The organism is Micromonospora sp. NPDC005203, from assembly GCF_042872705.1.
In the GTDB taxonomy this organism is placed as follows: domain Bacteria; phylum Actinomycetota; class Actinomycetes; order Mycobacteriales; family Micromonosporaceae; genus Micromonospora.
On sequence record NZ_JBIAKV010000009.1, the window covers coordinates 148395 to 174507 of the forward strand.

Annotated in this window: 29 protein-coding genes; 15 read left to right on the forward strand and 14 right to left on the reverse strand. The window is 70.5% G+C overall.

Annotated features, from left to right (window positions below; genetic code table 11):
* Window positions 1-99: 99 nt before the first annotated feature.
* Together ACFYPM_RS20780 and ACFYPM_RS20785 are read right to left on the reverse strand one after the other, a co-directional pair.
* Window positions 100-681, reverse strand: a complete 582-nt coding sequence (locus ACFYPM_RS20780) for a dihydrofolate reductase family protein (protein ID WP_387199252.1) — start codon at window positions 679-681, stop codon at window positions 100-102.
* 201 nt (window positions 682-882) lie between these two features.
* Entirely contained in the window at window positions 883-2088 is a 1206-nt protein-coding gene (locus ACFYPM_RS20785) for an esterase-like activity of phytase family protein (RefSeq protein ID WP_387199255.1), read from the reverse strand.
* A gap of 480 nt (window positions 2089-2568) precedes the next feature.
* Here ACFYPM_RS20785 and ACFYPM_RS20790 point away from each other — a divergent pair, with 480 nt between their 5' ends.
* The 3 genes from ACFYPM_RS20790 (at window position 2569) to ACFYPM_RS20800 (ending at window position 4221) form a co-directional block, all read left to right on the forward strand.
* Window positions 2569-3081 carry a hypothetical protein gene (locus tag ACFYPM_RS20790; protein ID WP_387199257.1) on the forward strand — a complete coding sequence of 171 codons (513 nt, stop codon included), beginning with the start codon at window positions 2569-2571 and terminating at the stop codon, window positions 3079-3081.
* 124 nt (window positions 3082-3205) lie between these two features.
* Complete coding sequence (locus ACFYPM_RS20795) at window positions 3206-3724, forward strand: SigE family RNA polymerase sigma factor (RefSeq protein WP_387199261.1); 519 nt, start codon at window positions 3206-3208, stop codon at window positions 3722-3724.
* Window positions 3724-4221 (forward strand): hypothetical protein, encoded by a 498-nt coding sequence (locus tag ACFYPM_RS20800; RefSeq protein ID WP_387199264.1) that lies wholly within the window; start codon window positions 3724-3726, stop codon window positions 4219-4221. Before ACFYPM_RS20795 ends, ACFYPM_RS20800 begins: the two co-directional genes overlap by 1 nt.
* 44 nt (window positions 4222-4265) lie before the next feature.
* Here ACFYPM_RS20800 and ACFYPM_RS20805 read toward each other — a convergent pair whose 3' ends face one another.
* Window positions 4266-5081 (reverse strand): alpha/beta fold hydrolase, encoded by an 816-nt coding sequence (locus ACFYPM_RS20805; RefSeq protein WP_387199266.1) that lies wholly within the window; start codon window positions 5079-5081, stop codon window positions 4266-4268.
* A gap of 54 nt (window positions 5082-5135) precedes the next feature.
* Here ACFYPM_RS20805 and ACFYPM_RS20810 point away from each other — a divergent pair, with 54 nt between their 5' ends.
* Together ACFYPM_RS20810 and ACFYPM_RS20815 are read left to right on the forward strand one after the other, a co-directional pair.
* A complete protein-coding gene (locus ACFYPM_RS20810; protein WP_387199269.1) occupies window positions 5136-5540 on the forward strand; it encodes a winged helix-turn-helix transcriptional regulator in 405 nt (134 codons plus the stop codon).
* 74 nt (window positions 5541-5614) lie between these two features.
* Entirely contained in the window at window positions 5615-5785 is a 171-nt protein-coding gene (locus ACFYPM_RS20815; protein ID WP_387199272.1) for a hypothetical protein, read from the forward strand.
* Between the two features lie 50 nt (window positions 5786-5835).
* Here ACFYPM_RS20815 and ACFYPM_RS20820 read toward each other — a convergent pair whose 3' ends face one another.
* Complete coding sequence (locus ACFYPM_RS20820; protein ID WP_387199275.1) at window positions 5836-6480, reverse strand: alpha/beta fold hydrolase; 645 nt, start codon at window positions 6478-6480, stop codon at window positions 5836-5838.
* 116 nt (window positions 6481-6596) lie between these two features.
* Entirely contained in the window at window positions 6597-7265 is a 669-nt protein-coding gene (locus ACFYPM_RS20825) for a TetR/AcrR family transcriptional regulator (protein ID WP_387199278.1), read from the reverse strand.
* Window positions 7266-7327: 62 nt separating this feature from the next.
* Between ACFYPM_RS20825 and ACFYPM_RS20830 the strand changes: the two genes are divergently transcribed.
* Together ACFYPM_RS20830 and ACFYPM_RS20835 are read left to right on the forward strand one after the other, a co-directional pair.
* A complete protein-coding gene (locus tag ACFYPM_RS20830) occupies window positions 7328-7735 on the forward strand; it encodes a RidA family protein (RefSeq protein ID WP_387199281.1) in 408 nt (135 codons plus the stop codon).
* A 167-nt stretch (window positions 7736-7902) separates the two neighbouring features.
* A complete protein-coding gene (locus ACFYPM_RS20835) occupies window positions 7903-8157 on the forward strand; it encodes a hypothetical protein (RefSeq protein ID WP_387199285.1) in 255 nt (84 codons plus the stop codon).
* 148 nt (window positions 8158-8305) lie between these two features.
* On the opposite strand, the gene ACFYPM_RS20840 is transcribed toward ACFYPM_RS20835, so the two are convergent.
* From ACFYPM_RS20840 to ACFYPM_RS20865, 6 genes are read right to left on the reverse strand one after another with little or no spacing between them, the layout of a single operon-like run.
* Window positions 8306-9010 (reverse strand): hypothetical protein, encoded by a 705-nt coding sequence (locus ACFYPM_RS20840; protein ID WP_387199288.1) that lies wholly within the window; start codon window positions 9008-9010, stop codon window positions 8306-8308.
* Window positions 9007-10608: a hypothetical protein gene (locus tag ACFYPM_RS20845; RefSeq protein WP_387199291.1), complete on the reverse strand. Its 1602-nt coding sequence runs from the start codon at window positions 10606-10608 to the stop codon at window positions 9007-9009. Before ACFYPM_RS20845 ends, ACFYPM_RS20840 begins: the two co-directional genes overlap by 4 nt.
* The gene (locus ACFYPM_RS20850; RefSeq protein ID WP_387199294.1) at window positions 10605-11477 is read right to left on the reverse strand and encodes an ABC transporter ATP-binding protein; all 873 of its coding nucleotides are present in this window, start codon (window positions 11475-11477) and stop codon (window positions 10605-10607) included. Before ACFYPM_RS20850 ends, ACFYPM_RS20845 begins: the two co-directional genes overlap by 4 nt.
* A complete protein-coding gene (locus ACFYPM_RS20855) occupies window positions 11474-12301 on the reverse strand; it encodes a hypothetical protein (RefSeq protein ID WP_387199297.1) in 828 nt (275 codons plus the stop codon). The genes ACFYPM_RS20850 and ACFYPM_RS20855 overlap by 4 nt, the downstream gene beginning before the upstream one ends.
* Window positions 12298-12840, reverse strand: a complete 543-nt coding sequence (locus tag ACFYPM_RS20860) for an RNA polymerase sigma factor (RefSeq protein WP_387199300.1) — start codon at window positions 12838-12840, stop codon at window positions 12298-12300. The genes ACFYPM_RS20855 and ACFYPM_RS20860 overlap by 4 nt, the downstream gene beginning before the upstream one ends.
* 55 nt (window positions 12841-12895) lie before the next feature.
* The gene (locus ACFYPM_RS20865) at window positions 12896-14266 is read right to left on the reverse strand and encodes a carbohydrate-binding protein (protein ID WP_387199304.1); all 1371 of its coding nucleotides are present in this window, start codon (window positions 14264-14266) and stop codon (window positions 12896-12898) included.
* A gap of 90 nt (window positions 14267-14356) precedes the next feature.
* On the opposite strand from ACFYPM_RS20865, the gene ACFYPM_RS20870 reads away from it, so the two are divergent.
* Window positions 14357-14890, forward strand: coding sequence for a hypothetical protein (locus ACFYPM_RS20870; RefSeq protein ID WP_387199307.1), 534 nt, complete (start codon window positions 14357-14359; stop codon window positions 14888-14890).
* Between the two features lie 167 nt (window positions 14891-15057).
* Window positions 15058-15540 (forward strand): GNAT family N-acetyltransferase, encoded by a 483-nt coding sequence (locus ACFYPM_RS20875; RefSeq protein ID WP_387199310.1) that lies wholly within the window; start codon window positions 15058-15060, stop codon window positions 15538-15540.
* A gap of 60 nt (window positions 15541-15600) precedes the next feature.
* Here ACFYPM_RS20875 and ACFYPM_RS20880 read toward each other — a convergent pair whose 3' ends face one another.
* Complete coding sequence (locus tag ACFYPM_RS20880; protein WP_387199313.1) at window positions 15601-17001, reverse strand: ricin-type beta-trefoil lectin domain protein; 1401 nt, start codon at window positions 16999-17001, stop codon at window positions 15601-15603.
* Window positions 17002-17449: 448 nt separating this feature from the next.
* On the opposite strand from ACFYPM_RS20880, the gene ACFYPM_RS20885 reads away from it, so the two are divergent.
* A complete protein-coding gene (locus tag ACFYPM_RS20885) occupies window positions 17450-17578 on the forward strand; it encodes a hypothetical protein (protein ID WP_387199316.1) in 129 nt (42 codons plus the stop codon).
* 212 nt (window positions 17579-17790) lie between these two features.
* On the opposite strand, the gene ACFYPM_RS20890 is transcribed toward ACFYPM_RS20885, so the two are convergent.
* Together ACFYPM_RS20890 and ACFYPM_RS20895 are read right to left on the reverse strand one after the other, a co-directional pair.
* Window positions 17791-18321 (reverse strand): GNAT family N-acetyltransferase, encoded by a 531-nt coding sequence (locus ACFYPM_RS20890; protein WP_387199319.1) that lies wholly within the window; start codon window positions 18319-18321, stop codon window positions 17791-17793.
* Window positions 18322-18413: 92 nt separating this feature from the next.
* Window positions 18414-19730, reverse strand: coding sequence for an RICIN domain-containing protein (locus tag ACFYPM_RS20895; protein WP_387199322.1), 1317 nt, complete (start codon window positions 19728-19730; stop codon window positions 18414-18416).
* 688 nt (window positions 19731-20418) lie between these two features.
* On the opposite strand from ACFYPM_RS20895, the gene ACFYPM_RS20900 reads away from it, so the two are divergent.
* From ACFYPM_RS20900 to ACFYPM_RS20920, 5 genes are all read left to right on the forward strand, one after another.
* Window positions 20419-21084 carry a GntR family transcriptional regulator gene (locus ACFYPM_RS20900; protein ID WP_387199325.1) on the forward strand — a complete coding sequence of 222 codons (666 nt, stop codon included), beginning with the start codon at window positions 20419-20421 and terminating at the stop codon, window positions 21082-21084.
* 83 nt (window positions 21085-21167) lie between these two features.
* On the forward strand, window positions 21168-22970 hold the full coding sequence (gene atzF, locus ACFYPM_RS20905) for an allophanate hydrolase (protein WP_387199327.1): 1803 nt from the start codon (window positions 21168-21170) through the stop codon (window positions 22968-22970).
* 43 nt (window positions 22971-23013) lie between these two features.
* Window positions 23014-23703, forward strand: a complete 690-nt coding sequence (locus ACFYPM_RS20910; protein ID WP_387199330.1) for a cysteine hydrolase family protein — start codon at window positions 23014-23016, stop codon at window positions 23701-23703.
* Between the two features lie 9 nt (window positions 23704-23712).
* The gene (locus ACFYPM_RS20915; protein ID WP_387199333.1) at window positions 23713-24405 is read left to right on the forward strand and encodes a cysteine hydrolase family protein; all 693 of its coding nucleotides are present in this window, start codon (window positions 23713-23715) and stop codon (window positions 24403-24405) included.
* A 12-nt stretch (window positions 24406-24417) separates the two neighbouring features.
* Window positions 24418-26046, forward strand: coding sequence for a regulator (locus tag ACFYPM_RS20920; protein ID WP_387199336.1), 1629 nt, complete (start codon window positions 24418-24420; stop codon window positions 26044-26046).
* Window positions 26047-26113 lie beyond the last annotated feature (67 nt).

The window sequence follows — 26113 nt, forward strand, 5'->3', positions numbered from 1 at the left end:
GTTCTTGGGGGGGGCCCGCCGTACTCACGCCACGCCCCCCCCCGGGTCTGGCGCACCAAGTGGGGGGGGGGGGCCCCCCCCCCCCCCCGCGACCGTCGGTCAGTTGCGCACCCGACAGCGCAGGTGAAGCACCCGGTTGCCCTGAATCACCACGTCCGGGTCCTCCAACAGGTGCTGCCCGTCGACCGACCCGAAGTAGCGCTTGCCGGACCCGAACACGACGGGTACGACGTCCATGCGCACCTCGTCGACCAGGCCCGCGGCCAGCACCTGGCCACCGACGTCGCCAGCGGCGACCTCGACGATGCGATCACCCGCCAGCTCCTGCGCCCTGGCCACTGCTGCCTCGACACCGCCGACGAAGTGAAACGGCGCCTGGGGGTCCCAGCCCTCGGGCGCCGGCCGGTGCGTCACGACGACCACGTGGTCGACCCCGCTCGGAGGCTTGCCGTCCCAGCCGTCGGTCAGGTCGAAGACGTGGCGGCCGGCGATCGTCACCCCGATCTGGTCCCAGTACGGCCGGGTGTAGTCGTACGACACCTGCGACACCTTCAACGCGCCGCTCTCGTCCAACGGCACGTCACCGCTGAGCAACCAGTCGAACAGCGGTCCGGGCTGGTCGTGGACGTCGGCGATGAAGCCGTCCACCGACACCGAGCTGTACATGACCACCTTGCCCACGGACTCTCCTCTGCTTCGGGGTACCCCCAAATCAGCGCGTCCAGCGGGGGTCGCGGCACTCCGGACACGTACCTCATGCCGACAGTATCGCCACGTCCCCGCCCGTCGGCGATCAGGCCTGGGACAGCCGCTCGATGAGCTGTCCCAGGCCCGCCGTGCAGATGGAACTGTCAGTCCTGCCCACTTACCCCCGGGGCCGGGTCAGTAGCGGCGCAGGACGCGCTTGTCGGCATCCAGGCCGCGGTCCAGCTTGATCACGATGAACTCGTTGTTGTCCGCCTGGCCGGCGGTGCGGCCCGAGGAGGACGGGAAGTTGTTGTCGTTGAGGACGGCGATCGTGCGGTCGTCGAGGATCACCACGTCCTCGATGGTCTGGAACGGGAACGTGAAGGTGCTACCGAACCCGCCGACGTGCCGCGGGTTGGCGATGTTCATCAGGTCGGCGACGAGGGTCTTGTCGAGGCGCCCGTCCCGGTTCCGGTCGCACTTGTCGGCCAGGTAGATCCTCTTCACCTTTGCCGTCTCACCCTGGCCGTTGTCCCGTTCGATGATCAGGAAGCGGTCGCGGTCGACCATGATCGCGTCACCGATCGCGTGGTCGGCAGCGTCGAGCGCGTACGTCCAGCGCCGACCGGTGTAGGTGTTGGTCCTGACGTCGAACTCGTTGAGTCGGAGTGTGCCCGTCGGGTCGCCCGCGACCGTGCCCTCGAGCAGCGGATAGAGCGTGGCGCCGTCCGGTGACTGGGCCATGCCCTCGAAGCCCTTGCTGCTGGGGAGATTGGCCGGGGTCGTACCGCGGGTCGGGTTCTCGGGGGCGAACACGCCCGGCAGTGGCACCGGCGCCTGCAGGAGGCGGCCCGCGCGGTCGAAGTGCAGCAGGTACGGACCGAATTCGTCACCGATCCAGTACGTGCCGTCGGCCGTCCGACTGATCGACTCGACATCGAAATCGGCACCGGTGAGCACGCGGTCGGCGCGGGTGAGAGCGAACGGAACCTTGCCGTACGGATCGGTCAGGTTGATGCCGCCGACAACGTCGACGGCGCCGCTGGCGAAGCCGGGCGCGACCCGCTGGACACGCAGTAGGAAGTCGGCACTGTTGGCCTTGTTGCCGAAACCGTTGTCGGACAACACGTCGAAGGTGCCGTCGGCGTTGCGAAGGACGCCGCTGAACCCCTGGACCGGTTGGTCGACGAACGGCGGGGTGATGCCGTTGATCGGGGCAGTGCCGAGTGACGAGCCGGATGGTTCGCTACCGGGAACGAACGTCGCCGCCGGCAGCATGGCGAACTTGATCAGCTCGGCTCGGTTCCGCGTACTCTGCTCGGCTGCGGACGCGGCGCCCGGCAACGTCAGGATCAGCGCGGCCACCGCGGCACCCAGGCCCACCCGCTTGCTTACCGCCATCAATCCTCATTTCGTCGGGAACGAAGGACCACCTGCTTCTCGGCGGTGATCCGATGGCAAGGTAGAGAGACGCGGTGAACCCGGACTGGCCAACGGGCATCCGCCCCCGAACCGTGCGGTGACCCTTCGAGGCGACATCGGCGTGCCGGACGATCGCGCGACCGGTGCCGTCCGGACGGGGGCGCCAGAAATTTCTGAAGATCTTTGTGGTTGACGGCAACCTGCGGGCGGTGGATCGCATGTACCCGGATGTAAGCGACGATCGCCACGATCCATAGGGGTCCAGAAATGTCTGTACGTCCTCTCTTGCTCCTGCCCTTCGCCGCCGTGCTGTTCGCACTCCCCGCCTGCGGCGCCAAGCCGGCGCCTGGTCCCAGCCCGACCGCATCTGCTCCGACGTCCGCCGCTGTCGCCACCGGCGCTCCCAGTGCGTCGTCCGCGGTGGCCGCCCCGGCGGGTGCGAGTGCCGAGTGTCCCTCGGTGGAGGCCCTGCAGAAGCTGGTCGAGTTGCCGAAGGGCTCGTCTCTCACCACTGTGCAGTGCGTCAAGGACTGGGCTGCGGCCGATCCGCAGGGTCCGACAACGGGTGACGGCGTCTACCTGTTTCACTTCGTGGCCGGCACGGGCTGGAAGTACTCCGACCAGGGCAGCGGATGGGACTGCAAGGAACTAGGCCTCAGCGAGCCGGCGCCGTTCTGCATCTCGGATCCGGGGAAGACGGCGCCGAAGCCGGCGACCAGTACGGCCGCGAGTATCCCGTGCCCCTCGGCGCAGACCCTGGAGAAGCTGGTCGAGCTTCCGAAGGGTTGGACGTTCGGCAGTGTCGAGTGTGTCAAGGACTGGGCGGGGGCCGATCCGCAGGGCCCGACCGCCGGTGACGGCTGGTACCTGTTCCACTTCGTGGCCGGTACGGGCTGGAAGTACCGCGGCGATGGCAGCGGCTACGACTGCGTGGACCTCGGCCTCAAGGAGGCGCCGTTCTGCATCTCCTGATCGGGTGGACCGCGGTCGCTTGCTGTGGGGCACACCCGCTACGGTGTGTCCCACAGTCAACGGGCCGCATCGACGCCGCCGCTGCCTGAAGGACTTTGGGGTACGTGGGGGGAACGAGCGGGGCATGGCGGACTCCATAGACGATCTTTTTTGTGAGTTCGTTCGGACCCGCTCTCCCGCGTTGCTGCGGACGGCGTTCCTGCTGACCGGTGACCGGCACCTCGCCGAGGACCTGGTGCAGGATGCGCTGGCCCGTACGCATCGGGGTCGGCGTCGGTTGGATGATCCGGGGCATTTCGAGGCGTACACCCGTACCGCGATGTACCACCAGCAGGTGAGCTGGTGGCGGCGTCGCAAGGTGGCTGAGTCGTTGCCGGGGGAGTTGGCCGACGTGGCCGAGCCCGGCAGTGATCATGCTCGTCGTACTGATCTCAAGTTGGCCCTGCACCAGGCTCTCGGCCGCCTCACCCAGCGGCAACGTGCCGTGCTGGTGGTGCGGTTCTTCGAGGACCGCAGCGAGGCTGAGGCCGCGGAACTGTTGCAGTGCTCGGTGGGCACGATCAAGAGTCAGACCAGCAAGGCGTTGGCGCGTATGCGGGAGATAGCGCCCGAGCTGCTGTCGGCTGTGCTGGAGGAGGCCTGATGACCGACAACCTCGGGCCGCTGCGTCAGGCGATGGCCGATCTGAGCGAGCACGGCGGCACCACTGACATGTACGAGCGTGCCCTGCGCAGGTCGCGGCAGGCACAACGGCGAATGGCGGTCACCACCGGCGCGGCGGCCGCGGCGTTGGTGGTCGCCATCGGCGCCACGGTCGCCGTCGCCGCCAACCGCCGACCCGACACCCCGTCGCCACCTGCCGCCGCCCCCACCGGGGACGGATCCCAGGGTCCCGGGTGTCCGTCGACGCGGACCCTCGGGACCCTGGTCGAGCTGCCACCAGGCTGGTCTTTCGCTCCCACCGAAGTGGAGTGCGTCGAGACGTGGGCGGCGGCCGACGTGCGGCGTCCAGACGGGGGCAGCGTCGTCTACCTGTTCCATCACACCGCCGCCACGGGCTGGCGATACCAGGACCAGGGCACCGAATGGGACTGCGCGGACCTCGGCCTCACCGAGCCGGCGACGTTCTGTGCTCCCTGACCGCCGGTCTGCGGGGGAACCCTGCACGCGGGTGCGCCGCTTGGCTAACGGGACGTGGCGGAGTCGACGCGGAGCAACTGCGCGACGGCGTCCGGGCGGTCCAGTGGCACGATATGGCCGCAGTGGGGAATCAGCTCACCGGAAAGGTCGTCGGCGATGGGGGTGAGCTGCCGGTAGAGCAGGTCGCCGACGGTGTTGCCGCCGACGGCCAGCGTGGGCGTGGTCAGCCGGCCGGCCGCGGCGATCGCTGCCGCGTTCTGCTCGGCGGCGCGGTAGTAGTCGAAACCGCAACGCAGCGCCTCACGACCGGTGTACGCGCTGACGAACGCGTCTCGGATCTCCGGGGGCACCCCCCGACGTTCGAAGGTGCCAGCCAGGAGAAACCAGTCGAGGTACGCGGCCTCGTGGCCTTCGAGCACCGTCTCGGCCAGCCCAGGGGCCGAGTGGAAGCCGAACCACCACGGTGGTGTCGGGAAGCCACCAGGCAGGCCGGGCAGCGCCGCCTCCATCAGCACCAGGCGACGCACCCGGGCCGGGTGCAGGGCGCCGAGCAGGAAGGCGGCGGGCACGCCCGCGTCCAGGGCCACGACCTCGGCCTGCTCGACCTCCAGCGCGTCGAGTAGGCCGAGCATGTCGGCGGCGCCGGTCGCCGCGTCGAATCCGTCCGCCGCGCGAGCGCTGTCGCCGAGCCCGCGCAGGTCGGGTGCGATGACGCGGCGCCGCCCACCCAGGAGCGGCAGCACCTCGCGCCAGACCTGCCAGGTGTGCGGCCAGCCGTGCATCAGCAGCACCGGTGGGCCCGCGCCATCCAGGGCGACGTTCAGCTCGGTGCCGTTGGTGCGGATCCTACGCAATTCCATGTCTGACCTCCAAGCAGTTACCATTGGTTACCTGCTTACCATGGGAGATGCCTGATGACTTGGCAAGACAGCACTTTTGCGTCACCTGGTGAGCCCGGGGTAACCGGGGATCTGTTCAGCCCAGCGTGCCCGACCCGACAGTTGCTCGACCGGGTCGGCGACAAATGGACGTCGATGTTGATCAAGGTGCTGGCAGAGAGTCATCCGGCGGAACTCGGGTTCGCGGAGCTACGCCGCCGTGCCCCCGGAGTGTCGAACAAGATGTTGTCGCAGACGCTGCAGAGCCTGTGCCGCGACGGTCTGGTCACCCGCCGGGTCGAGGCGACCGTGCCGCCGCGCGTCCATTACACGCTCACCAACCTGGGTCTCTCCCTGGACACCCCGCTGGCAGCGGTCCGGGCATGGGCCGAGCAGCACATAGCGATCATCGAGGAGTGCCGTCGCCGAGCTGGCCCGTAGTGGCACCCGTCACGGGCGATCAGTTGGCCGGGACGTCCCGGTGAAACTACGAGTTCGGTGACATCAGCCCGAAGATGCGGCGTCACGTCGTGCAGGAGCACCTGGTCCAGGGCGCCGCGATGAGCGTACCCATCAACCGGTTCCCCGCCCGGCAGGAGGAAGCGAAGCGGTTCGCCACACACGTCGAGCGGACGTACGCCGACTTCTATCGCAAACTGTGGCAGGCGTTGCGCGCCCCGAAGTAGTTTTCCTGAGGCGCCCGCAGGCTCGCACCGCGCCGGCCGTGTCCCCGCTCTTAGGGCAGCGGGTACGCGGTCAGGCGGTCGGCGAGTTGCTTCGGGTGGCTGAGCGCCACCGAGTGGCCGCCGTCCGTCTCGTCCGGGACGACGCCGAGTCGGTCGGCGGCCACCCGGCGCTGGAAAGCCGCCGGGAAGAACTGGTCCTCGCGTGCGATGAGCACCGTCGTCGGCACGTCCGGCCAGGCGTCCAGCGGCCACGGCTCGTGCCCTTCCGCGCTGACCTGGTCTCGCGTGTGCGCCGCCGCCTCCGCGATGATGTCGGCGGGCACACCGTTGTAGAACTGCTGCTCCTCGCTGAGCTGCTCCGCGCCGCGGTAACCGGTGTTGGCCCACCAGTCACCGGGTCTCTCACCGGGCTCCGGGATCATCGGTGTGAGCAGGACGAGCAGCCGCACCGGCAGTTTGTCGGCAACGAGCGGCGCGGTGAACGCGCCGTACGAGTGCCCGACGACCACGAGGTCGCTCCGGTCGCCGATCGCGTCGACGACCGTCTGGCAGAACTCGGCGAACCCGGCGGAGCTGTCCTCGATCGGCAGTTCCGGGATCACCACGTCGTGGCCGCGGCTGGTCAGCTCGGGGGCAAGGAGGTGCCAGTCCCAGGCGCTGCCCCCGCCCCCGTGGATCAGAACGAAAGTCGCCATGCCCGAAGCCTCACACACGGGTACGACAGCCGCCGGCCGTGGCCCATCCACTGCCGGCCGTCAGCGATCCGCGCTACCCGCTCGATTCCGTGACCGGACCGCGAACAGTGCGGGGCTCACCCCTGCTCCCTCGCCGGGACGCCGGCGGGGACCGACGGGCTGGTGCCCGGGGTGGTGTCGATCTCGCTCCAGCCGAGCGTGACCGACCGCGAGCAGCGGCCGGGCTCGTCGCCGTTGGCCACGTAGAGGGCGGTCAGCATGGGAGCGCCGAGAGCGAAGGCCTCGAGAGGCAGCGGGCCAGCCGTGATCAGCGAGGTCAGGCCATGTCCGATGGCCCAGCTCTGCGTCGCCAGGTCCGACGGGTCGACGTCCGGGCGGAGCCGGCCGGCGGACTTGGCGCGTTCGATGGCGTGGACCAGATGCAGCAGCGTCCCGTCGGCCTGCGCCGGGTCGTCGAGCTTGAACCCGTCGTCGAACATGACCCGGTAGAGGTCGGGATCGGCCACGGCGTTGGACACGTAGGCGGCTCCCATCGCGGTGAGGTCGCGGATCGGATCGTCGGTCTCGGTGACGATCTCGAGACGATCGGCCAGGCGGCGGAACCCCTCCTGGCGCAGAGCGCCCCAGAGCCCGTCCATGCCGCCGAAGTACGTGTAAACCGTCATCGTCGACACGCCGGTCCCGGCGACCAGGGAACGAAGTGTGACCGGTTTGCGGACCCGGAGCAGGTGGGCGGCCCGGGCGATCAGCATCGTGCGGATCTCAGGGTCCTTCGGCCTCGGCATGTCGGGCAGGATACATAGCGCTGCTATCGTACGCGGGACGTGCCTGACAACGAGGAGTGCGTATGACCATCAAGTTGTTCAACCCCGACGGTCTACCAAAGCCCGACGTGTACCGGCAGTTGTCTATCGCGGAAGGGTCCAGGCTCGTGTTCCTGGCCGGTCAGGTGGCCCGCGACGCCGACGGCAACCCGGTCGGCACCGGTGACTTCGCGGCTCAGGTGGAGCAGGCCTACCTCAACGTCGGCCGGGCGCTGACCGAGATCGGCGGCTCGTTCGACGATGTCGCGAAGCTGACGATCTATGTCGTCGACTGGAGCCCGGAGAAGTACCCGTTGCTGGGCGAGGGGGTCGGGCGTGCGGCCGCGAAGCTGGGCGTCGACCCAACCAAGCCCATCACCCTGATCGGCGTCGTCGCGCTGGGGGAGCCGGACCTCATGGTCGAGGTCGAGGCCATCGCGGTCCTGGACTGACATGGCCGGTCCTCGAGCCTGGGTGACCTGGCGGGAGCACCGGTGCCGGGGAGTCGCCGGCGGCCAGGTGAAGCTGGGACCCGGTGGGAGGCCGCCGGACTGGGGCGCGGGGTGACACTTGGAAGCCATGGACAGCGGGCGGCCAGCGGTACGCGGACAATGGGGGAATGAAGCGAGAGGTACGCCCGGTGCGGATGACCGGGACGCGCGCTGACGGCGCGGCGGCGACGGGCGCGCGGGCCGTGGGGGCGGCGTCGCTCGGTGCCCTCGCCGTGGGTGCGCTGGCCGTCGGGGCCGTGGCCGTCGGGGCACTGGCCATCGGGCGGCTGGCGATCCGCCGTGCTGTCGTGCGGGAGCTGCGCGTCGGCCGGTTGGAGATCGACGAACTGGTGGTGCACAGCCGACCCGATGCCGAGGCGTAACCTTTCCATCCCGCCGTCCACACCGCCGCTGGACCGACCCATCCACCGCCGACTGTCCGCCAACAATGGGGCAGAGCCTCTGCGGAGGAGGATCGCCGCGGAGGTTCTGGCCGAGTTGGTGGCCGTGGCACCGGATGCCGCACGGCTGTCAGCCGCGCCCAGGTCGCCGGCGGGCCGTGAGCACCCCTGCGGTCGCCACCAGTGTCCCCGCCAGGAGGTACATCCAGCGGTCGTGGGCCGCGTCCCAGCCGTCGCCCGTGCCGACGAGGAGAGCCACCGAGGCCGGTAGCAGCGCCACCACCGTGATCCCGAGCAACAGCATCGGGGCGGCGAGTGGACTGCCTATTCCGCGCGGCGACCGTCGCCAGCCGACTGCCGACGCGAGGAACGCGACCGCCGTGACGGTCGCGGCCTCACGGGTCAGGTCCGGGTACGGCAGCGACGCGGTCTCGGACCCGGAGCGTGTCACCATCAGGGCCGCCGCCCAGCACGCCCCGCCGAGGACCGCGACGGCGACCGCTCTCACCAGCGCGCCGACCCAGGCCGGGACCGGCAGGGTCTCCGCTGTGGGCTTCGCCGGGTCGTCGAGCGCGAACGTGACGCCGATGCCGACGCAGGCCATCACCAGCCGCAGCAACGTGATGTGCTCGTCGGGTGGCAGGACCGACCCGGTCACCGTCGGTGGGATCACGATCGCCACACCGACGACCCCGGCCGCCAGCAGCGGCGAGATCCGCGTCGCCCGCAGCGTCGGCCAGACCAGCGCCGCCATCGTCCGCGGTCGCCCACTCCGCCTCGGCACGGGCCCACCGGCCGCCGGCCCCGACGCGCCGAGGGCGGGCACGTCGCTCACGGGACGCACGCCAGCGTGTCGTCGTCCGGCGCGAGCGGCTGGATCGGCACCCCGAAGATGGCGCCGAATCGCTCCAACGGTGTGTCGGGCGCGGTCAGCTCGGCCCAGTGCCGCTCGACGAGTGGTGCCACCTCGGACTGCCGTTCGAGCAACTCCAAGGCCGGTGCCGCCGCCCGGTCGGGTGCCAGGATGCCGTAGTTGGAGGACATGTCGCTGAAGCTGAGCGCACCGGTGCTCGTCTCGTCCAGCGAACGCATCCCGGCCAGGGTGGTCGGCGACGCCCGCCCGACCAGCCACACCAGGAGCGCCGCCCGCGCCCCGCAGAGGAAGTTCCCCCCGTCGTACGCCTGTGCGGCCATCAGCCGGTAGGCAACCTCGGCGGCCAGGGCGGCGGCTGCCCGATCGTCGCCCCACGCGGTGCCGACGTGGACCGCCTCCGGGGTGCCCGCCGCCGCGTCCTCGACCTTCCAACTTGCCACCATCCGCCGGTCTTCGGCGACCGATCCGGTCCAGCCCGCCGCGGTGATCGCGTCGAGTGATGTCCGCTGCCGCACCGCGAGCGGCGGCCCGGACGAGGCTGCGCTGGCCGGCACGACAGCGCGTACCGAGGTCACCACCGCGTCCCACCCGGGCACGAAACCGCCGAACCCGTCGAAGAAGCAGTACGTGACGTCGCCGCGGATCTCACACGACTGGATGCTTGCCGCCCGGTCCTCCACCGTCGCGCGGGCCGCCGCCAGGCCCGGGTCGGGCCGCGACTGGGTCAGCCCGCCGCCGACGGCGAGGATCAGCCCGACGCCGAGCCCGGCCGCGACGACCTGCCGCCGTGCGTTGGCCCGGGCCAGCACGGCCGCGGCGAGCAGCACGGTGATCCCGACCAGGTAGACCAGGTGCCGGGCCGCGGGCCGGTCGGAGACACCAGCGGGCACCGGGACCGTGAACTCGCTGACGTAGACAGGCAGCAGGAACCGCCAGCCGCTCTCGACGATCGTCGGAGTGATCACCAGGAACTCCAGCACGAGGACGAGCAGGACGAGCAGTGGGGCGATCAGCGCGGAGCGGACCAGGACGCCGGAGAGCACCCCGACCGCACCGAGGAGCAGGGTCAGCGCCGCCGGGGTCAGCAACGTGGCGACGTCGACGCTGCCGGCCGAGCCCGGGAGCACTGCGGCGGCCACGACCTGGACGCCGACGAGCAGCAGGCTGAGGGCGGCCAGCGGAAGCAGGGCCAGCAGGAACCCGCCGACCCGCCACGCTGGCGGCAGCACCAGCACGTCGTAGGACGCGTCGACCTTGTGCCGGTGCGCCCGCAGCGTGGCGAGATTCGCCACGATCAGCGCCGACCCGCCGAGGACCGGCAACGCGAGCAACTGGATGGTGATCAGCTCGTCGGGGAGCACCGGATAACGATTGACCGAGCCGGACAGCCAGCCCCACAGCCGCGGGCTGAGAAACAGGAGCGCGGCTGCGACGGTGAGCGGGTGTCGCAGCATCCGGACCGACTCGAACCGGGCGAGTGCGAGGAGCGCCCGCCGACGCCCGGGTGTGGACGACGGCGTTGGACGGGCAGAGGTCGCCACCGTCATTGTCGCGGTCATCGCGCGCCGCCCGCGATCGCCGACGCCTCGGTGCCGGCGCCGACAAGCGTCAGGTAGCCGTCCTCGATCGACGGCTGCACCAGCGCCGCCCCGGGTGGCGGGTCGCCGACGTGCCGGTGCAGCCCCGTGCCCGTCCGCCACGACGCCAACGCCCCTGCCTCCCGCGCCGCGCTCGTCCACACCCGGCCGGCGGCCCGCCCGGCCAGCTGCGCCGGGGTGCCCTCGAACCGCACCCGGCCCCGGTCGAGGACGACGACCTCCTGGCACAGCGACATGACGTCCTCGGTCTGGTGGGTGGACAGCAGCACCGTCTTGCGTTCGCCGAGGTCCGCGATCAGCTCCCGGAACCGCAGTCGCTGCACCGGGTCGAGGCCGACCGTCGGTTCGTCGAGGATGACGAGGTCCGGGTCGCCGACCAGGGCGGCGGCCAGCGCGAGCCGTTGCTTCATGCCGCCGGACAGGGTCCGGATCCGGGATCGCCGTCGATCGTCGAGGCCGACGGCGGAGAGCACCCGGGCGACCTCGGTGTGCCGCGTCGTCCGGTGGGTCAGCTCCTTGAGAATCGCGACGTAGTCGACGAACTCGAACGCGGTGAACGACGGGTGGAAGCCCGGGTCCTGCGGCAGGTAACCCAGCCGGCGCCGGACCGCGAGCCGCCCGGGGGGCGTGCTCGGGTCGTGACCGAAGACCCGCAGCGTGCCGCCGTCGGCCGGCAGGGCGGTCGCGACGATCCGTAGCAGCGTCGTCTTTCCCGCGCCGTTCGGGCCGAGCAACCCGGTCACGCCGGTGCGCAACGTGAACGACACGTTCTCGAGCGCGGTCGTGCGCCCGTACCGCAACCTCAGACCGGCTGCCTGAACGGCAGTCATGAAACCCTCCTCATCGGGTTGGGGACGTGGTAGCGGTCGTACGTGCCGCGCTGACGGGCCAGTGCCACGGCGGCGATCCCGCCGACGATCACGACGCCGATCTGCCCGGCCAGGGTGAAGACGAGCCGGTCGCCGAGGGTGGCGGCGACCACCGCCGCCCAGCCGACGCCGACGACGACCGCGGCCGGCCCCGGGCCGAGCCGAGCCGAGAGCAGCACCGACAGCACGGTCAGGGCGAGCGAGGGCAGGAACCAGCCGGTCGCGCGCAGCCCGTACTCGTAGATGAAGAGGCTGGCCACGGCGGACAGCGCGGTGGTCGCGGACAGGACCGCGAGGCACCGCAAGAGCAGTAACCGGAACGAACGGATCGGGGCGACCACCGCGATCTCGTAGGTGGGGTCGATGCCGGGTGCGAACGACATCGCGACCGCGACCAGCGGCAACAGCGGGGCGACCGCGAGGAACACGACCGGGTCGGTGAGCACGGCGACCGTTGCCGTCAACGCGGCCGTGACCGCGACCGCCACCAGCCACGACAGCCGCAGCGCGGGCGTCGCCGCGAGCAGCCGCGCGGTGTGGTCGGGCACGCCGACCGCGATCATCAACCGTTCGACAGGCCCCGGCCGCGGTGCGTCCAGGAAGGCGTCGAGGCGGGCCCAGCCCACGTCGATCGCCACCCCCAGGTGGGCGGTCGCGGCTGCGGCGAGGCGTTCGCGGCACTCACCGCACGCCGCCAGGTGCGCCTCCGTGGACCACAGACCAGGGGCGGCGAGGGTACGGGTGGCGTAGGCGCGAAGATCTTCGTCGAGCAGGTGCCAGGTCATGTCAACTCCTCTCGCAGCTGCCGGCGGGCCCGCATCGCCCGCGTCTTCACGGTGCCGGTGGGAATGCCGAGCAGAACGGCGGCCTCGGCGGTGGAGAGGCCGTCCAGGACGGTGGCGCGAATGACCGCGCGCAACTCTGGGGAGAGGCGGGCGAGGGCGCCACCGAGGTCGCCGTGCTCGAGACCGATCAGCACCTGCTCCTCGGCGGACGACTCGTCGTGGCCGCGCAGGCGGGCCAGCAGCCGGCCGAGCCGGTCGCGGGACGTGCGGCGACGCAGCGCGTCGATGAGCCGGCGTGACCCGATCCGCCACAGCCAGGCGGCGGCATCGGTGTCGCGGGGCCGGAACGAGGCCGCGGCGCCGGTCCACACGGCGAGGAACGTCTCCTGCACGACGTCGTCGATGAGGGCGTCGTCGGAGCAGCGGTAGCACAGGCGCAGCCGCAGCCACGGCGCGTGCCGGCGGTAGAACGCCTCGAACGCGTTCCGGTCGCCGCCTGCGATCAGGGCCAGGAGGCCGGCGTCGTCCGGAGCGGTCATGCCTACCTATCGCAACGGCAGCGAGTTTCGGTTCGCCATCCTGGCACGGGTTGCGTCAGCGGCCCTGCAGGCGCTTCACGTTGTCGCCGAAGGTCCAGCCCCTCGACCCGTCCCAGTTCGCCGACCAGGTCATCAGGCCCTTCAGGCCGGGCACGGAGTTCCAGGCCTGCGTGACGAGCGACGTCGACAGGTGGCCGCCGCCCGCCCCGATCTGCGCGGGCAGGCCCGGGACCTGCCTGTCGTACGGCACCCGGATGGTGGTGCCCTGGATGGTGAGGCCGTTGTTGAGGCACTGCGTCTGCACCGTGAAGCCCTGCACGGTGCCCGCCGGGTACGAGTCGCCGGCGCAGCCGTACATGCTGCCGTTGTAGTACTGCATGTTGAGCCACCAGAGCCGGCCGTTGTCCACGTACTTCTTGATGATCGGCAGGTACGAGCCCCAGATCGAGCCGTAGACCACGCTGCCGCCGGTGACGTAGGCCGTCTCCGGTGCCATGGTGAGGCCGAAGTTCGACGGCATCCGGGCCAGCACGCCGTCGATGATCCGGATCAGGTTCGCCTGTGACGTGGACAGGGTGTTGATGTTGCCGCTGCCGGTCAGGCCGGTCTCGATGTCGATGTCGATGCCGTCGAAGTGGTACGCCGTCAGGATTGGCACGATCGTCGCCACGAACCGGTCGGCGACCGCGGTGGAACTCAGGTCGATGCCCGCGGCGGCACCGCCGATCGACATCAGGATGGTCGCGCCGGCGGCTTTGGCCTGGCACATCTCGGCCGGGGTGGCCACCTTCACGCCGGCGTCCATGCCGTTCTCCCAGAGGACCGTGCCGTCCGCCCGGATCACCGGGAACGCCGCGTTGATCACGTTGTAGCCGTGCTGGCTGAGCCGGCTGTCGGTGATCGGAATCCAGCCGAGGCCGGGGTGTACGCCGTTGGAGGCGCCGTCCCAGTTCTCCCAGTAGCCCTGCAACACCTTGCCGGTGGGCCGCGACTTCACCGCGCAGGTCCCACCGGTCGGCGGCGGCGTGGTGGGGGGCGGTGTGGTCGGCGGTGGAGTGGTGGGTGGCGTCGTGGTCGGGGGTGGCGTGGTGGGGGGCGTGGTCGTCGGCGGTGGCGTGGTGGGCGGCGGGGTGCCTCCCGAGCACGCGCCCAGGTCACGCCACAGCGACGGGGTCGCGGCGGGGTTCCAGCCGGCTCCGGGGTGCGCGGTGTGGCCGACAAGTGCCTGGTAGAGCCGGCCGCCGTAGGTGACCTGGGCACCCGTCTGGTAGGTGGTGCCCTCGGCCCAGGCCGGGGCGGTGCAGGCGACCATCGGGACGGCGTTGGCCGGGGACACGGCTGCCACGCTGCTGGGGACGAAGGCGACGGCCGCCGTCACGGTCATCGCCGCCCCGGCCACCACTGCGAAAATTCGACGGCTCCTCATGGCTCACTCCCCAGGCTTCGATGACCCGCGACCTCCACATATTGACGTTCGTGACGTTTAATATCAAGGGTTGTTTACAGATTCGGGGAAGTGGGGGAGCGCGGCGGCGGGATCGGCGTGGGGCATCTGCTGTCGTATCCCTGTGGTGGAGTGCACCTCATGGGCATGTTGTACGACTACTTCCGGGCCGAGGACGACGCTGCGGCGGTCAGGTTGGTGGAGGATTTCGAGGGCGGGCCGCTCGCTGCCGGTGACGGCGGCTCGGCCGTGGATGCGGTCGACCTGAAGGGCATCGAGCCGACGGTGATCCTCGGCCAGCTCGTGGGTTTCGTGCGTCAGGTCGACTGGAACGCGAGCCTGATCGGTACTGAGCTGGTGTGGAGCGAGGACGAGCAGGAAGGGCCGTGGTTGATGTCGCTCGATCGGGCCACGCGGGACACCCTCGCCTCCATCGCCAAGCCGCAGATGCCGGAGTTGTCCGCGAGGTGGGGGCGGACCGAGGAGTTGGCGCGGAGTGGTCCGCTTCCCGACGACGAGATGCTCCCGGTCATCGACAAGGTCGCCGCCCTTGCGCAGCGCGCGCGGGACGCGGGCGAGGGCCTGTATTGCTGGTGCTCCCTCTAGAAGGACGCGAATGCCGTTGCGGCGCCCCGTAGGATTTGACCATGTGTTGCTTCGCCGCTTGGCGTACCCGCCGCTGAGGGTCGGCTGGCCGCCGTTCCGGCCGCCAGCTGACCATCTGATGCCCGTTTTGTTGGCTTTCAGAACCTCAGCTCGAGAGGCACACCCAGATGCGTATCCGCTCGTTTCTTCCGCATGACCTGGCCCGGCTCACCGAACTGACAATCGAGACGTTCGGCCCGTTCTACGAGGAGTCCTTCCGCCCTCTCGTGGGCGAGGCGGTCTTCGCGAACCAGCACGGTACGTGGCGCGACGACTACGTCAAGCAGGTCGCCGGGCTCCACGACCCCGCCGAGCACCGGTACGTCGCGGTCGCCGAGATCGACGGTGCTGTCGCCGGCTACGTGGCCTGGGACATAGAACCTGAGCGCCGAAACGCCACCGTCACGATCCTCGCCGTGTCCGCGCAGCACCGCCGGCTCGGCGCGGGCACCGTGCTGTGTGAGCACGCGTTCGCCGCGATGCGGCAACTCGGTGCCGAGGTCGTCACGATCGGCACGGGCGGGGACGGATTCCACGCGCCCGCCCGGGCCCTGTACGAAGCGCTGGGGTGCACTCCGCTGCCGATCGCCGTCTACTACCGGGAACTCTGATCCGACCCGGGCGGGCCCGGCGTGACGCCGAGCCCGCCCGTTTCAGTCCGGCCGCGATCCTTACGCCAGGGGCGCGAGCCGGAACTGCTGGTTGGTCTGTCCGTGGCAGTCGTACAGCTGGATCTGGGCTCCGTTGGCCGTGCTCCAGACGTCCAGGCATCGTCCGGACTGGACGTTGCTGATGGTGCCGTTGGAGTTGACGTTCCACTGTTGATTGGTCTGGCTGTGGCAGCCGTAGATCTGGACCGCCGCGCCGTTGCCGGAGCCCGCGGCGTCCAGGCACATGGTGCCGTACACCTGGAGTTGTTTGCCTGCGGTGTAGGTCCACGCCTGGTTGGTCTGCCTGTTGCAGCCCCAGAGCTGTACCCGGGTGCCGTTGGTGCGTGCGGCGTTGGGTACGTCGACGCAGCGGCCGGACTGCGTCCCGACGATCTCGCTGGCGGAGCTGGGTGGAACGGTGGGCGAAGCGGTGGGCGACGCGGTGGGGGTTGGCGTGTTGGTGGGGGTCGCCGTCGGGCTGGTGGGCGTCGAGGGCAGCAACGGGCAGGTGCTGCGGTAGGTGACCACGCCGCTGGAGTCCAGCAGCGGGCAGAGGAACTGGCTGTACCGGGCGTCGTTGTCGACGAACATCTTGACGAACGGCAGCATGGTTCGGACCATCACCGGGTTCGACCGTCCGACCATGAACCCGTGATCGGCGCCGGCGACCTCCACGTAGACGCTCTCCGTCGTGGTCGGGAGGCTGTTGTACAGGCCGGTGGCGTAGGACGGGGTGACCACCGTGTCCGCCTGCCCGGCGAAGATCATCGTGGGCACCCGGTCGTTGGCCAGGTTCGACGACGGCGAGTACGGCGCGATGCCGACCACTGCCTTCAGGGACGGGCGTCGGATGGCCGCGCTCAGCGCGCCACCCCCTCCCATCGAGTGACCGGCGACCGCCAACCGGGTGGGGTCGACCCGGTCGCGTACCGGGCTCTGCTGGGTCAGGTAGTCCAGCGCGGCCAGCAACTGGGTGCCGCGGGCCGTGTCGAAGTCGTTACGGCTGTTGGTCTCGATGCCGATCACGACGAAGCCGTGGGAGGCCAGCCACGGACCCATCCAGGCCAGTTCGGCGGAGAACAACGCGGTGTAGCCGGGCGAGATCGCGATGGCCCCGAAGGTGCCCTGGCTGGTGTCGGTCGGGTAGTAGATCCTGCCGCCGTTGAAGCCGTACCCGGTCGGGACGCTCACCGAGGTGTTGGCGAACGGGCCGTTGACGGCGGTGACGCTGGTCCGGGTGGGGTCCGGGCCTCGCTGGTACGGGTTGTCGGCGGCCGATGCCGATCCGGTCGTCACCGTCAGGGTGAACATCGCGACCGCGGCGGCGATCCCGGCGGCGGCGAGCGTGAGCAGTCGTCCGCGAAGACGGGAGGACACCCGGTTGTCTTCCTCGGGTGGGGGGTGGTTCGCATGTCCGCGCATTGGTACCTCCTGGTGGTGGGTGGGTGCCCCGGCGTTGTCCGTCCGTCAGTGCTGCCGCGTCAGCAGACCCCGGCCGGACGCCCTCGGAGCAGAATTACCGCCGTCGTTCCGGAAGATGTGAGCGTCAGTGGTCGGGTGCGCCCGGTGGGACGGTCCGGGGACATCATGCGGATCCTCCGGTGGTGGTAGCGGAATCCCGCGTCGTTTAGCGTTAACGTTCACACTCTTCGATGGCCTCAGGCTGGCAGAAAGTTCCAGGATTCTCAACCGGTAGTTTCGGGCCTGTTACGGATCGCAAGGTCGGGGGCCGCGTCGCGCTCGACCGGGGGACACCAGCGAGGCGGTCGCGGCGCCTCGGTCTGCTCCCCGCGTCGGAGTGGGTTGCGCGTCACGCATCCTGGGAACGGGAAGTCCCGAACGCGTAACTCCTCAGTGGACGGGAATTGACATGCTGGACAACCTTGCCGTGGTCGGCGGTCCGAAGACGCCGGTCTCCCAACCGGTGCTGATCGCCTTCTTCGGCCTCGTCGTGCTGGCCATCGTCGTCATCCTGTTCCTGCGCTCACGCCGCAGGTAGCATCGCGCGATCGGTCGGCCCGGGTCGCCCGCGGGAGACTAGCGCTGCTCGCCCGGTGTTCCTGGCCTCCCGGTCTGTGCGCGTGCATCTGGTTGGTAGCGGGTGGGTTGGCGCGCAACCTCAGTGGCGGTGTCGCCGCGCTGCACCGCGCCACCCGCTGTTGAGGACGTGTGCGTCGCATCGCGGGGACAGCTCATGCGTCGGGTAGCGACTCAGTCGACCCGCCGGGCCAGCACCTGCCCCGGCCAGGAGCCAGCTCGGAACGTGTCGGTGCGGGTGAACCCGTGGCGCTCGTAGAACGCCACCAACTCGCCACCACCGCCCGCCCAGCAGTCCACCCGCAGCAACCGCACGCCGGCGCGGCGAGTCTCCTGCACGGCGTGTGCCAACAGGGCCGCCCCGAGGTGTCGACCGGCGAACCGTCGGTCGGTCACCAGCAGGCGGACGAACCGCTCAGGTTCTGCCGCAGGCGCGATCGGTGCGCGCGGGCTGGGTCCGGAGTCCAGCACCAGGGTCGCGGCCGGCGTCCCGCCCAGCTCAGCGACGTACGGGAGGTTGTCGGTCAGGTACCGGTCGACCAGATCGGTCCCACCGGGTTTCGCGGAGAACGGGGTCGTGCCCCACTGCTCGGTATTGCCCCGGTCGTTCATCCACGTCACCGCGGCGTCGAGCATTTTCAGTACGGCAGACGCGTCGGCCGGGCCGCCACGTCTGATGCGTACGCCGTGGGTGGTGTCGTCCATGGCGAAATGGTAGGCGGGCCGGTAGCCGATGGAGACGCGCCGCCCGGGACAGGACCCGGACGGCGCGTCTCCGGCAGGAGCCGGATGCGGCACTAGGCGCGCGTGCTCCACTGCTGGTTGGCGCTGCCCTGGCAGGCCCAGAGGTGCAGTTGCGTTCCGTTGGCCGTGCCGGAGTTGACGGCGTCGAGGCAGAGCCCCGACTGGGCTGAGGTGATGGTGCCGTTGGAGTTCACGTTCCACTGCTGGTTGGGCTGGCCGTTGCAGTCCCAGATGATGACAGCGGTGCCGTTGCTGGTGCCCGCCCCGCTGGCGTCCAGACACTTGTTGCCGTAGACGGTCAGGGCGCGGTTGGAGGTGTGGGTCCAGCGCTGGTTGGTGCGACCGTGACAGTCCCACAGCGCCGGGCGGGCCCCGTTGGTGGTGCTGGAACCGGGGACGTCGACGCAGCGGCCGGACTGGTTACCCACGATCTGCACGTTCTGCTGACCACCCGGCGGCGGGCTCGACGGCGGGGGAGTGGTGGTGGGCGGTGCGCTGGTGGGCGGCACGGTGGACCCGAACTGGCTGAAGAACCGCCACACCTCCTGCTTGACCCAGCTCCGCGCGCCGCTCTCGCAGCCGGCACACCCGTCCACCGGCCCCTGCTGGTGGCCGCCGTCGAAGGCGGCCCAGAGCACCGGGTATCCGGGCTGGCACGAGTAGGCGGTGGTGATGTGGGTCAGGCTGCCCGCCCGCGGTTCCGGCGGGGTCTGCGCGGCACAGCCGTTGTTCCGGACGAACCTGTCGCGCAGCGACCGTCCGCTCCCGATGTTGTCGTTGATGCCGTGAATCCCCAGGTACGCCACTGGCTGGGTGCCGCCGCTGCATCCGCTGATCGCCCCGGGGGCGGCGATTGCCGCGACCGCACGGAACACGTTCGGCCGGGAACACGCCAACGAGTAGCTCATCGCGCCGCCGTAGCTGAACCCGACCGAGAAACGTTGGGTGGTGTCCACACAGAGCGCGTTGTCGATCATGCGGATCATGTCGTCGGTGAAGGTGACGTCCTCACCGTTGGAGTTGCCCCAGCCGCCGTTGAGACCCTGCGGTGCGACGAAGATCGTCGTGTTGTTCGCCTGCGAGAGCATGCCGTAGTAGGCCCACGAGGCTCCGTCGGAGCCGCCGCCCGCGACCTGGCTGGAGGTGCCGCCCAGCCAGTGGAACCCGAAGGCCAGCCGGTGGGCATAGGTGTTGTTGTAGTTGTCGGGCAGCCGAAGGATGAAGCTGCGGGTCTTTCCGCTGCTCTGGATGGTGTGGGTGCCGCTGTTCAACCCGGGTGCCTTGCCACAGCCGGCGGTGGTGGCGGCGGACGCCGATGCGCCGGTCATGATGACGTACGCCCCGACGGCGACCATCATCATGGCGGCCATGGCCGCCCCTATCCAGGGGGTGGTGAGTCTTCGAAGTGGCACAGTCAAACCTCCTTGGGTAAGCGTTGCTGACGACGTGCGGCATTCGACCCGCGTCGGCGACACGCAGCTGGGCGGACGTCCCGTCCGGGTTGGCGGGACAACGACCAGCGGGGACGGCGTGGCTGGACGCGGCGATGCCGGAGTCCGCACGGGCAGGGACGGGCGTCGCGGCGGCGCTCGCCCGTCGTCTGGGCAGGACGACTGTGCGTCCTGCCGCGGCCGTGGGGATGTTGCCGGCCGCCCGTGCACGGGTATGACGCGTGAAGGCGGAGCTGACTGTCGGCCGATCCGAGGGCATCGTGATCCTTCCGCAGTCGAGATCCGTTTACCGCGCCGAAATAGACTAGCATCATCGTCTGACGTATGACGTCGCTACGAAACGTGGTGTTGCCCAGCGGCCCGGTGGGGTGATTCAGGGCGTCCTGTTCGGTAGCGATCCGCAGGTCAGGGCGTCAGGGCGAGGTCGCCCTCCGGCCACCCTGACCCAGACTGACCGATTGACGGCTGTCACTATGTGTTGACGGTTACGCACCAGAGAGTGAGATCCGGTCCGCAGGGCTCGGGTGGACGCGGCTCGCATCTGGACGCTGGTGCCGAGCGCGGCCGAGCACCGGTCGGCCCGGGGTCAGGTGGCAGACTCATCGGTGTGAACGACGTGGCCGCATCGTCGGTGGATGGTGAGCTGGAGAGTGTCAGTCTGGTGGACCTCGCCGTCTCTCGGCTGACCCGGGAGATCCTCAGCGGCAAGAGCGACCCGGGCGAACGCCTGGTGGAGGAGCAGTTGACTCGGCGGCTGGGCATCAGCCGGGCTCCGTTGCGGGAGGCGTTGCGGTTGCTGGCCCAGCAGGGGTTGGTCGAGCACGTGCCGCGGCGGGGCGTCCGGGTTGCCACCCTCTCGGACCGCGACGTGCGGGAGCTGTACGAGCTGCGGGACGTCCTGGAGCAGGTCTCGGTACGGGCCGGGATCCCGGTCGGTCGGGAGAGCGACCTGGCGGGCTTGCGGGCGACCCTGGACCAGATGCGGGAGGCGACCCGGGCCGGCGACCGGATGGCGGTCGCCGAGTCGCACCGGGAGTTCCACGTCGCGCTGGTGGCGCTCGCCGGTAACCGGCAGCTCTCCGCCGTGTACGGGTCGATCCTGGTGAAGTTGCAGCTCTACATGGCGATCAATCTGCGCCGGGAGGCGGAGCTGGCGCAGCCGCTGGATGGGGTGCACCGGCACGAGCGGCTGTTCGAGGCGGTCGCCGGGGGAGATCCGGAGGAGGTGCTCACCGTGCTCGCCGGGCACGGAGCGCGCTCGTACCTCGGTTAGGCCCGCGGGGCGGCCGGACTGCCGTCATGTCGTCGTTACACAGCGCGCTGGTTCTCGTAACAGTTCAGTCGACAATCGACTGTATGCCAGATCGAGCGGAGTCCATCTCGGAGCTTCGGGCGGCGTACCGCCACGGTGGCCTGACCCCGGCGGCCCAGGCCGAGCGTGTCCTGGATGGACTGGCCGGGCACGACGGCGGACCGGTCTGGATCAGCACCGTTCCTGCCGATCGCCTGCGCGCACGCGCTGAGTCGCTGACCCGCCACGGTGATCCCGCGCTGCCGCTGTACGGGATTCCGTTCGCGGTCAAGGACAACATCGACGTGGCCGGCATGATCACCACCGCCGGCTGCCGCGACTTCGGGTACCGGGCCGCCGAGGACGCGCCGGTGGTGCGCCGGCTGCTCGACGCCGGTGCGATGCTCGTCGGCAAGACGAACCTCGACCAGTTCGCCACCGGTCTGACCGGCGCCCGCTCGCCGTACGGCAGCTGCGAGAGCATCTTCGGCGGCGGGCTGATCTCCGGTGGCTCCAGCTCCGGCTCGGCCGTCGCGGTCGCCGCCGGCCAGGTCAGCTTCGCCCTGGGTACGGACACCGCCGGCTCCGGTCGGGTGCCGGCGGCGCTCAACGGGATCGTCGGCCTCAAACCCACCCGGGGCCTGCTCAGCGCGGCCGGCGTGGTCCCGGCCTGCCGCTCGCTGGACTGCGTGTCGGTCTTCGCCGCCGACGTCGCCGGCGCCGTCGAGGTGTTGCACGCGGCCCGTGGCGTCACGGCGGCCGACCCGTGGGGGCGTCCGTTGCCGCAGGAGCGGGTGGTTGCCCGCGTGCCGGGGACGCTACGCCTCGGGGTGCCCCGGGCAGAAGACCTTGAGTTCTTCGGCGACGCCGGGCAGGAGGCCCGGTTCGTCGCCGGGGTGCAACGGCTGCGCACCTTCGTCGGGACCCGACGGTTCGTGCCGCTCGGCGACTTCTTCGAGGCCGGCGACCTGCTCTATCGGGGACCCTGGGTGGCCGAACGGCTGGTGGCGCTGGACGGCTTCCTGCGGTCACATCCAGAGTCGGTCCTCGCGGTCACCCGGGCCGTGCTGGAGACCGGGCGGCGCTACGACGCGATCGACGCCTTCCGGGGCCAGCACCGTCTGCGCGAGCTGCGCGCACAGGTCGACACGCTCTGGCAGGACATCGACGTGCTGGTCGTGCCCACCGTCGGCACCACGTTCACGCTCGACGAGATCGCCGAGGACCCGATCGGGCGCAACGCCATGCTCGGCCGCTACACCCAGTTCGCGAACCTGCTCGACCTGGCCGCGGTGACCGTACCCAATGGGTTCACCAGCACCGGCCGCCCGGCGAGCCTGACCCTCATCGGCCCGGCGTTCAGCGACACCACCCTGGCCCGGCTGGCCGCCACCCTCACCGACGGCGGCGCACCGACCCGCACGGTCGAGGTCAACCCACCACCGGCACAGCGCCCGGCGGAACTGCTGATCGCCGTGGTGGGTCGGCACCTGACGGGCGAGTCCCGCAACGGTGAACTGGTCGGGCACGGCGGCGCCCTCGTCGACACCGCCCGCACCGCGCCGCTCTACCGGCTCTTCCGGATGGACACGCCCGACGGCGAGGGACTGCCCGGCCTGGTCCGGGTGGCGCCGGACGGACCGGCGGGCCATTCGATCGAGGTCGAGCTGTGGCGACTGCCCGGTTCCGCGGTCGGCGGTTTGCTGGCCGGGGTCCCAACCCCACTCTCGCTCGGCTGGATCCGGCTCGACGACGGGCGCGACGTGCTCGGTTTCCTCTGCGAGGCGTACGCCGTCGGCCCACCGGCCGAGGACATCAGCGCCACCGGTGGGTGGCGGGCCTACCGGCGCGCCGCCACCCGGCGCTGACGCACCAGCACCAGCACCAGCGATCACGACAGGAGGCGAGAGGATGGGCACCATCGGGCCGGTACCGGCCAACCCCTACCCGTGGCCGTACGACGGCGCGGCGGACACCGCGCATACCGCGCTGCTCTGTATCGACTGGCAGACCGACTTCTGCGGGCCGGGCGGCTACGTCGACGCGATGGGTTACGACATCGGCCTCACCCGGGCCGGTCTGCCGGCCACCGCCCGGTTGCTGGAGCACGCCCGATCGCTCGGAATGCTCGTCGTGCACACCCGGGAGGGGCACGACCCGCAGCTGTCGGACCTGCCGGCGAACAAGCGGTGGCGGTCGGCGCGCATCGGCGCCGAGATCGGCACCGCCGGCCCGGCCGGTCGGATCCTGATCAGGGGCGAGCCGGGCTGGGAGATCGTGCCCGAGGTCGCCCCGGTGGCCGGCGAGGTGATCATCGACAAGCCGGGCAAGGGCGCGTTCTACGCCACGAACCTCGACCTGGTGCTCCGTACCCGGGGCATCACCCACCTGATCCTCACCGGCATCACCACCGACGTCTGCGTGCACACCACGATGCGCGAGGCGAACGACCGGGGTTACGAGTGCCTGATCCTCTCCGACTGCACCGGTGCCACCGACAAGGCCAACCACGACGCGGCACTGCACATGGTCACCATGCAGGGCGGCGTCTTCGGTTGCGTCACCACATCCGACGACGTCATCGCCGCCACGGCCCAGTGAGGTGCGCCCATGTTGACCATCCCCGCCGCACGGCCCGGCCCGTACGCCTTCGACCTCTCAACCACGGCGCTGCTCGTCATCGACATGCAGCGCGACTTCCTGGAACCCGGCGGGTTCGGTGCCAGCCTGGGCAACGACGTCGGCCAACTGCGTCGTACCATCGCGCCGCTGGCGGCGCTGCTGGCCGACGCCCGCGCCGTCGGCCTGGCAATCGTGCACACCCGCGAGGGGCACCTGCCCGACCTGTCCGACTGCCCACCGGCAAAGCTCAGCCGCGGAGCGCCCAGCAAGCGGATCGGTGACCTCGGACCCAAGGGCCGGATCCTGGTCCGCGGCGAGTACGGCCACGACATCATCGACGAACTGGCCCCGCTGCCCGACGAGCCGGTCATCGACAAGCCCGGCAAGGGCGCCTTCTACGCCACCGAACTGGACGGCCTGCTCGTGAAGCGGGGCATCCGCAGTCTCCTGGTCACCGGGGTCACCACCGAGGTGTGCGTGCACACGACCATCCGGGAGGCCAACGACCGCGGGTACGAGTGTCTCGTACTCGCGGACTGCGTCGGGTCCTACTTCCCCGAGTTCCAGCGGGTCGGGCTCGACATGATCGCCGCCCAGGGCGGGATCTTCGGGTGGGTCGCCGAGTCGGCGCAGGTACGCGCCGCGCTGCCCACCACCGGAGTGTTGCAACCCTCTTCCTGACCGGGAGCAGCCATGGTCTCGACAAAGCCCACCGTCGCCCCGCTCCCGTACTGGGTACGCGGCGACACCAACGCCTTCTTCGGCTTCGGCGTCAACGTACTGGTCAACGTGCTCACCCTGACCGGGCTCTGCCTGGCCGTGGTGAACCTTCCCGAGGGGGAGGTGTTCGGCACCATCCTGCCGGCGTTGGGCATCGCCCTGGTCGCCGGCAACATCTACTACACCTGGCTGGCCCGCCGACTGGCCCGACGGGAGCAGCGCGCCGACGTGACGGCCCTGCCGTACGGGCCGAGCGTGCCGCACATGTTCATCGTCATCTTCGTCATCATGTTGCCGATCTACCTGCGTACCCAGGATCCCGTACGGGCCTGGGAGGCCGGGCTGGCGTGGGCCTTCATCATCGGCGTGATCGTGCTGATCGGCGCGTTCGTCGGGCCCTACATCCGCCGGTACGCGCCCCGGGCCGCGCTGCTCGGCACCCTCGCGGGGATCTCCATCACGTTCATCTCGATGAACCCGGCCGGGCAGATGTGGCGGATGGCCTGGGTGGCCCTACCGGTCCTCGCGCTGCTGCTGATCGGTCTGCTCACCGACGTCAAGCTGCCGTTCAACTTTCCGATCGGGCTCGCCGCCCTGCTGCTCGGCACCGCGATCGGCTGGGCCGGCGGGGCGATGTCGGTGCCGGACCTCACGGCCGCCGCCCGGGACATCGCGATCGCCGTACCCTCGTTCAAGCTGGACCTGCTTCTCACCGGGCTGGCGGACATGGCGCCGCTGCTGGCGACGGCGATTCCGCTCGGCGTCTACAACTTCACCGAGGGCATGACGAACGTGGAGAGCGCCGCCACCGCGGGGGACAACTACAACCTGCGCAGCGTGCTGCTGGCCGACGGCGCGGGCGCGGTGATCGGGGCCGCGCTCGGCTCGCCCTTCCCGCCGGCCGTCTATGTCGGACACCCGGGGTGGAAGGCGGCCGGCGGGCGCAGCGGCTACTCGATGGCGACCGGCGTGGTGATCGCGGTGCTCTGCTTCCTCGGCATGTTCGGGCTGCTCGGCGCGATCTTCCCGACGGCGGCCATCGTGCCGATCCTGCTCTACATCGGACTGCTGATCGGCGCACAGGCGTTCCAGGCGACCCCCCGGGCGCACGCCGCAGCCGTGGTCGCCGCGCTCATCCCGAACATCGCGGCCTGGGCGACCGGGCAGATCGACAACGCGTTGGCGGCGGCCGGCACCACCGCCGCGGCGGTCGGCGACGATGCGCTCAACGGTGCGGGCGTGGTCTACGACGGGCTGCTGGTGCTCGGTCAGGGCGCGATCCTCGCCGGCCTGGTGCTCGGCGCGGTGGTGGTCTTCATCATCGACAAGCGGTTCGTCCGGGCCGCGATCTTCGCCGGCACCGGCGCGGTGCTGTCGTTCATCGGGCTGATCCACGGCGAGCGCGTCGAGTGGAACGCCAACGGCCAGGTGGCACTCGGCTACCTCTTCGTCGCGGTGATCTGCGGGGTCTTCGCGCTGGGTCGCCCCACGCCCCGCGTGCCCGACCCGGAGGAGGCCGCACTGGAGCGGGAGCACGGTCCGGCCGACGTCAGCACCGATCGGGCCGACGGCGAGCGGCGGACGTCGGCGCTGAGCGGCTGAGCCAGCGGGCCCGGCCGGGGGCGGCACTGCCACCGACCGGGCCGGCCGGTTCCCGACCCACCGGATC

Excerpts from the sequence above, each read along its gene's own strand:
- ACFYPM_RS20800 (WP_387199264.1), top strand. The coding sequence starts at position 3,724 with ATGACCGACAACCTCGGGCCGCTGCGTCAGGCGATGGCCGATCTGAGC.
- ACFYPM_RS20920 (WP_387199336.1), top strand. The coding sequence starts at position 24,418 with ATGGTCTCGACAAAGCCCACCGTCGCCCCGCTCCCGTACTGGGTACGC.
- ACFYPM_RS20805 (WP_387199266.1), bottom strand. The coding sequence starts at position 5,081 with ATGGAATTGCGTAGGATCCGCACCAACGGCACCGAGCTGAACGTCGCC.
- ACFYPM_RS20850 (WP_387199294.1), bottom strand. The coding sequence starts at position 11,477 with ATGACTGCCGTTCAGGCAGCCGGTCTGAGGTTGCGGTACGGGCGCACG.
- ACFYPM_RS20820 (WP_387199275.1), bottom strand. The coding sequence starts at position 6,480 with ATGGCGACTTTCGTTCTGATCCACGGGGGCGGGGGCAGCGCCTGGGAC.
- ACFYPM_RS20860 (WP_387199300.1), bottom strand. The coding sequence starts at position 12,840 with ATGACCGCTCCGGACGACGCCGGCCTCCTGGCCCTGATCGCAGGCGGC.
- ACFYPM_RS20890 (WP_387199319.1), bottom strand. The coding sequence starts at position 18,321 with ATGGACGACACCACCCACGGCGTACGCATCAGACGTGGCGGCCCGGCC.
- ACFYPM_RS20885 (WP_387199316.1), top strand. The coding sequence starts at position 17,450 with ATGCTGGACAACCTTGCCGTGGTCGGCGGTCCGAAGACGCCGGTCTCC.
- ACFYPM_RS20915 (WP_387199333.1), top strand. The coding sequence starts at position 23,713 with ATGTTGACCATCCCCGCCGCACGGCCCGGCCCGTACGCCTTCGACCTC.
- ACFYPM_RS20865 (WP_387199304.1), bottom strand. The coding sequence starts at position 14,266 with ATGAGGAGCCGTCGAATTTTCGCAGTGGTGGCCGGGGCGGCGATGACC.
- ACFYPM_RS20795 (WP_387199261.1), top strand. The coding sequence starts at position 3,206 with ATGGCGGACTCCATAGACGATCTTTTTTGTGAGTTCGTTCGGACCCGC.
- ACFYPM_RS20880 (WP_387199313.1), bottom strand. The coding sequence starts at position 17,001 with ATGCGCGGACATGCGAACCACCCCCCACCCGAGGAAGACAACCGGGTG.
- ACFYPM_RS20845 (WP_387199291.1), bottom strand. The coding sequence starts at position 10,608 with ATGACCGCGACAATGACGGTGGCGACCTCTGCCCGTCCAACGCCGTCG.
- ACFYPM_RS20855 (WP_387199297.1), bottom strand. The coding sequence starts at position 12,301 with ATGACCTGGCACCTGCTCGACGAAGATCTTCGCGCCTACGCCACCCGT.
- ACFYPM_RS20815 (WP_387199272.1), top strand. The coding sequence starts at position 5,615 with ATGCGGCGTCACGTCGTGCAGGAGCACCTGGTCCAGGGCGCCGCGATG.
- ACFYPM_RS20830 (WP_387199281.1), top strand. The coding sequence starts at position 7,328 with ATGACCATCAAGTTGTTCAACCCCGACGGTCTACCAAAGCCCGACGTG.
- ACFYPM_RS20910 (WP_387199330.1), top strand. The coding sequence starts at position 23,014 with ATGGGCACCATCGGGCCGGTACCGGCCAACCCCTACCCGTGGCCGTAC.
- ACFYPM_RS20825 (WP_387199278.1), bottom strand. The coding sequence starts at position 7,265 with ATGCCGAGGCCGAAGGACCCTGAGATCCGCACGATGCTGATCGCCCGG.
- ACFYPM_RS20875 (WP_387199310.1), top strand. The coding sequence starts at position 15,058 with ATGCGTATCCGCTCGTTTCTTCCGCATGACCTGGCCCGGCTCACCGAA.
- atzF (WP_387199327.1), top strand. The coding sequence starts at position 21,168 with ATGCCAGATCGAGCGGAGTCCATCTCGGAGCTTCGGGCGGCGTACCGC.
- ACFYPM_RS20895 (WP_387199322.1), bottom strand. The coding sequence starts at position 19,730 with ATGGCCGCCATGATGATGGTCGCCGTCGGGGCGTACGTCATCATGACC.
- ACFYPM_RS20835 (WP_387199285.1), top strand. The coding sequence starts at position 7,903 with ATGAAGCGAGAGGTACGCCCGGTGCGGATGACCGGGACGCGCGCTGAC.
- ACFYPM_RS20810 (WP_387199269.1), top strand. The coding sequence starts at position 5,136 with ATGACTTGGCAAGACAGCACTTTTGCGTCACCTGGTGAGCCCGGGGTA.
- ACFYPM_RS20785 (WP_387199255.1), bottom strand. The coding sequence starts at position 2,088 with ATGGCGGTAAGCAAGCGGGTGGGCCTGGGTGCCGCGGTGGCCGCGCTG.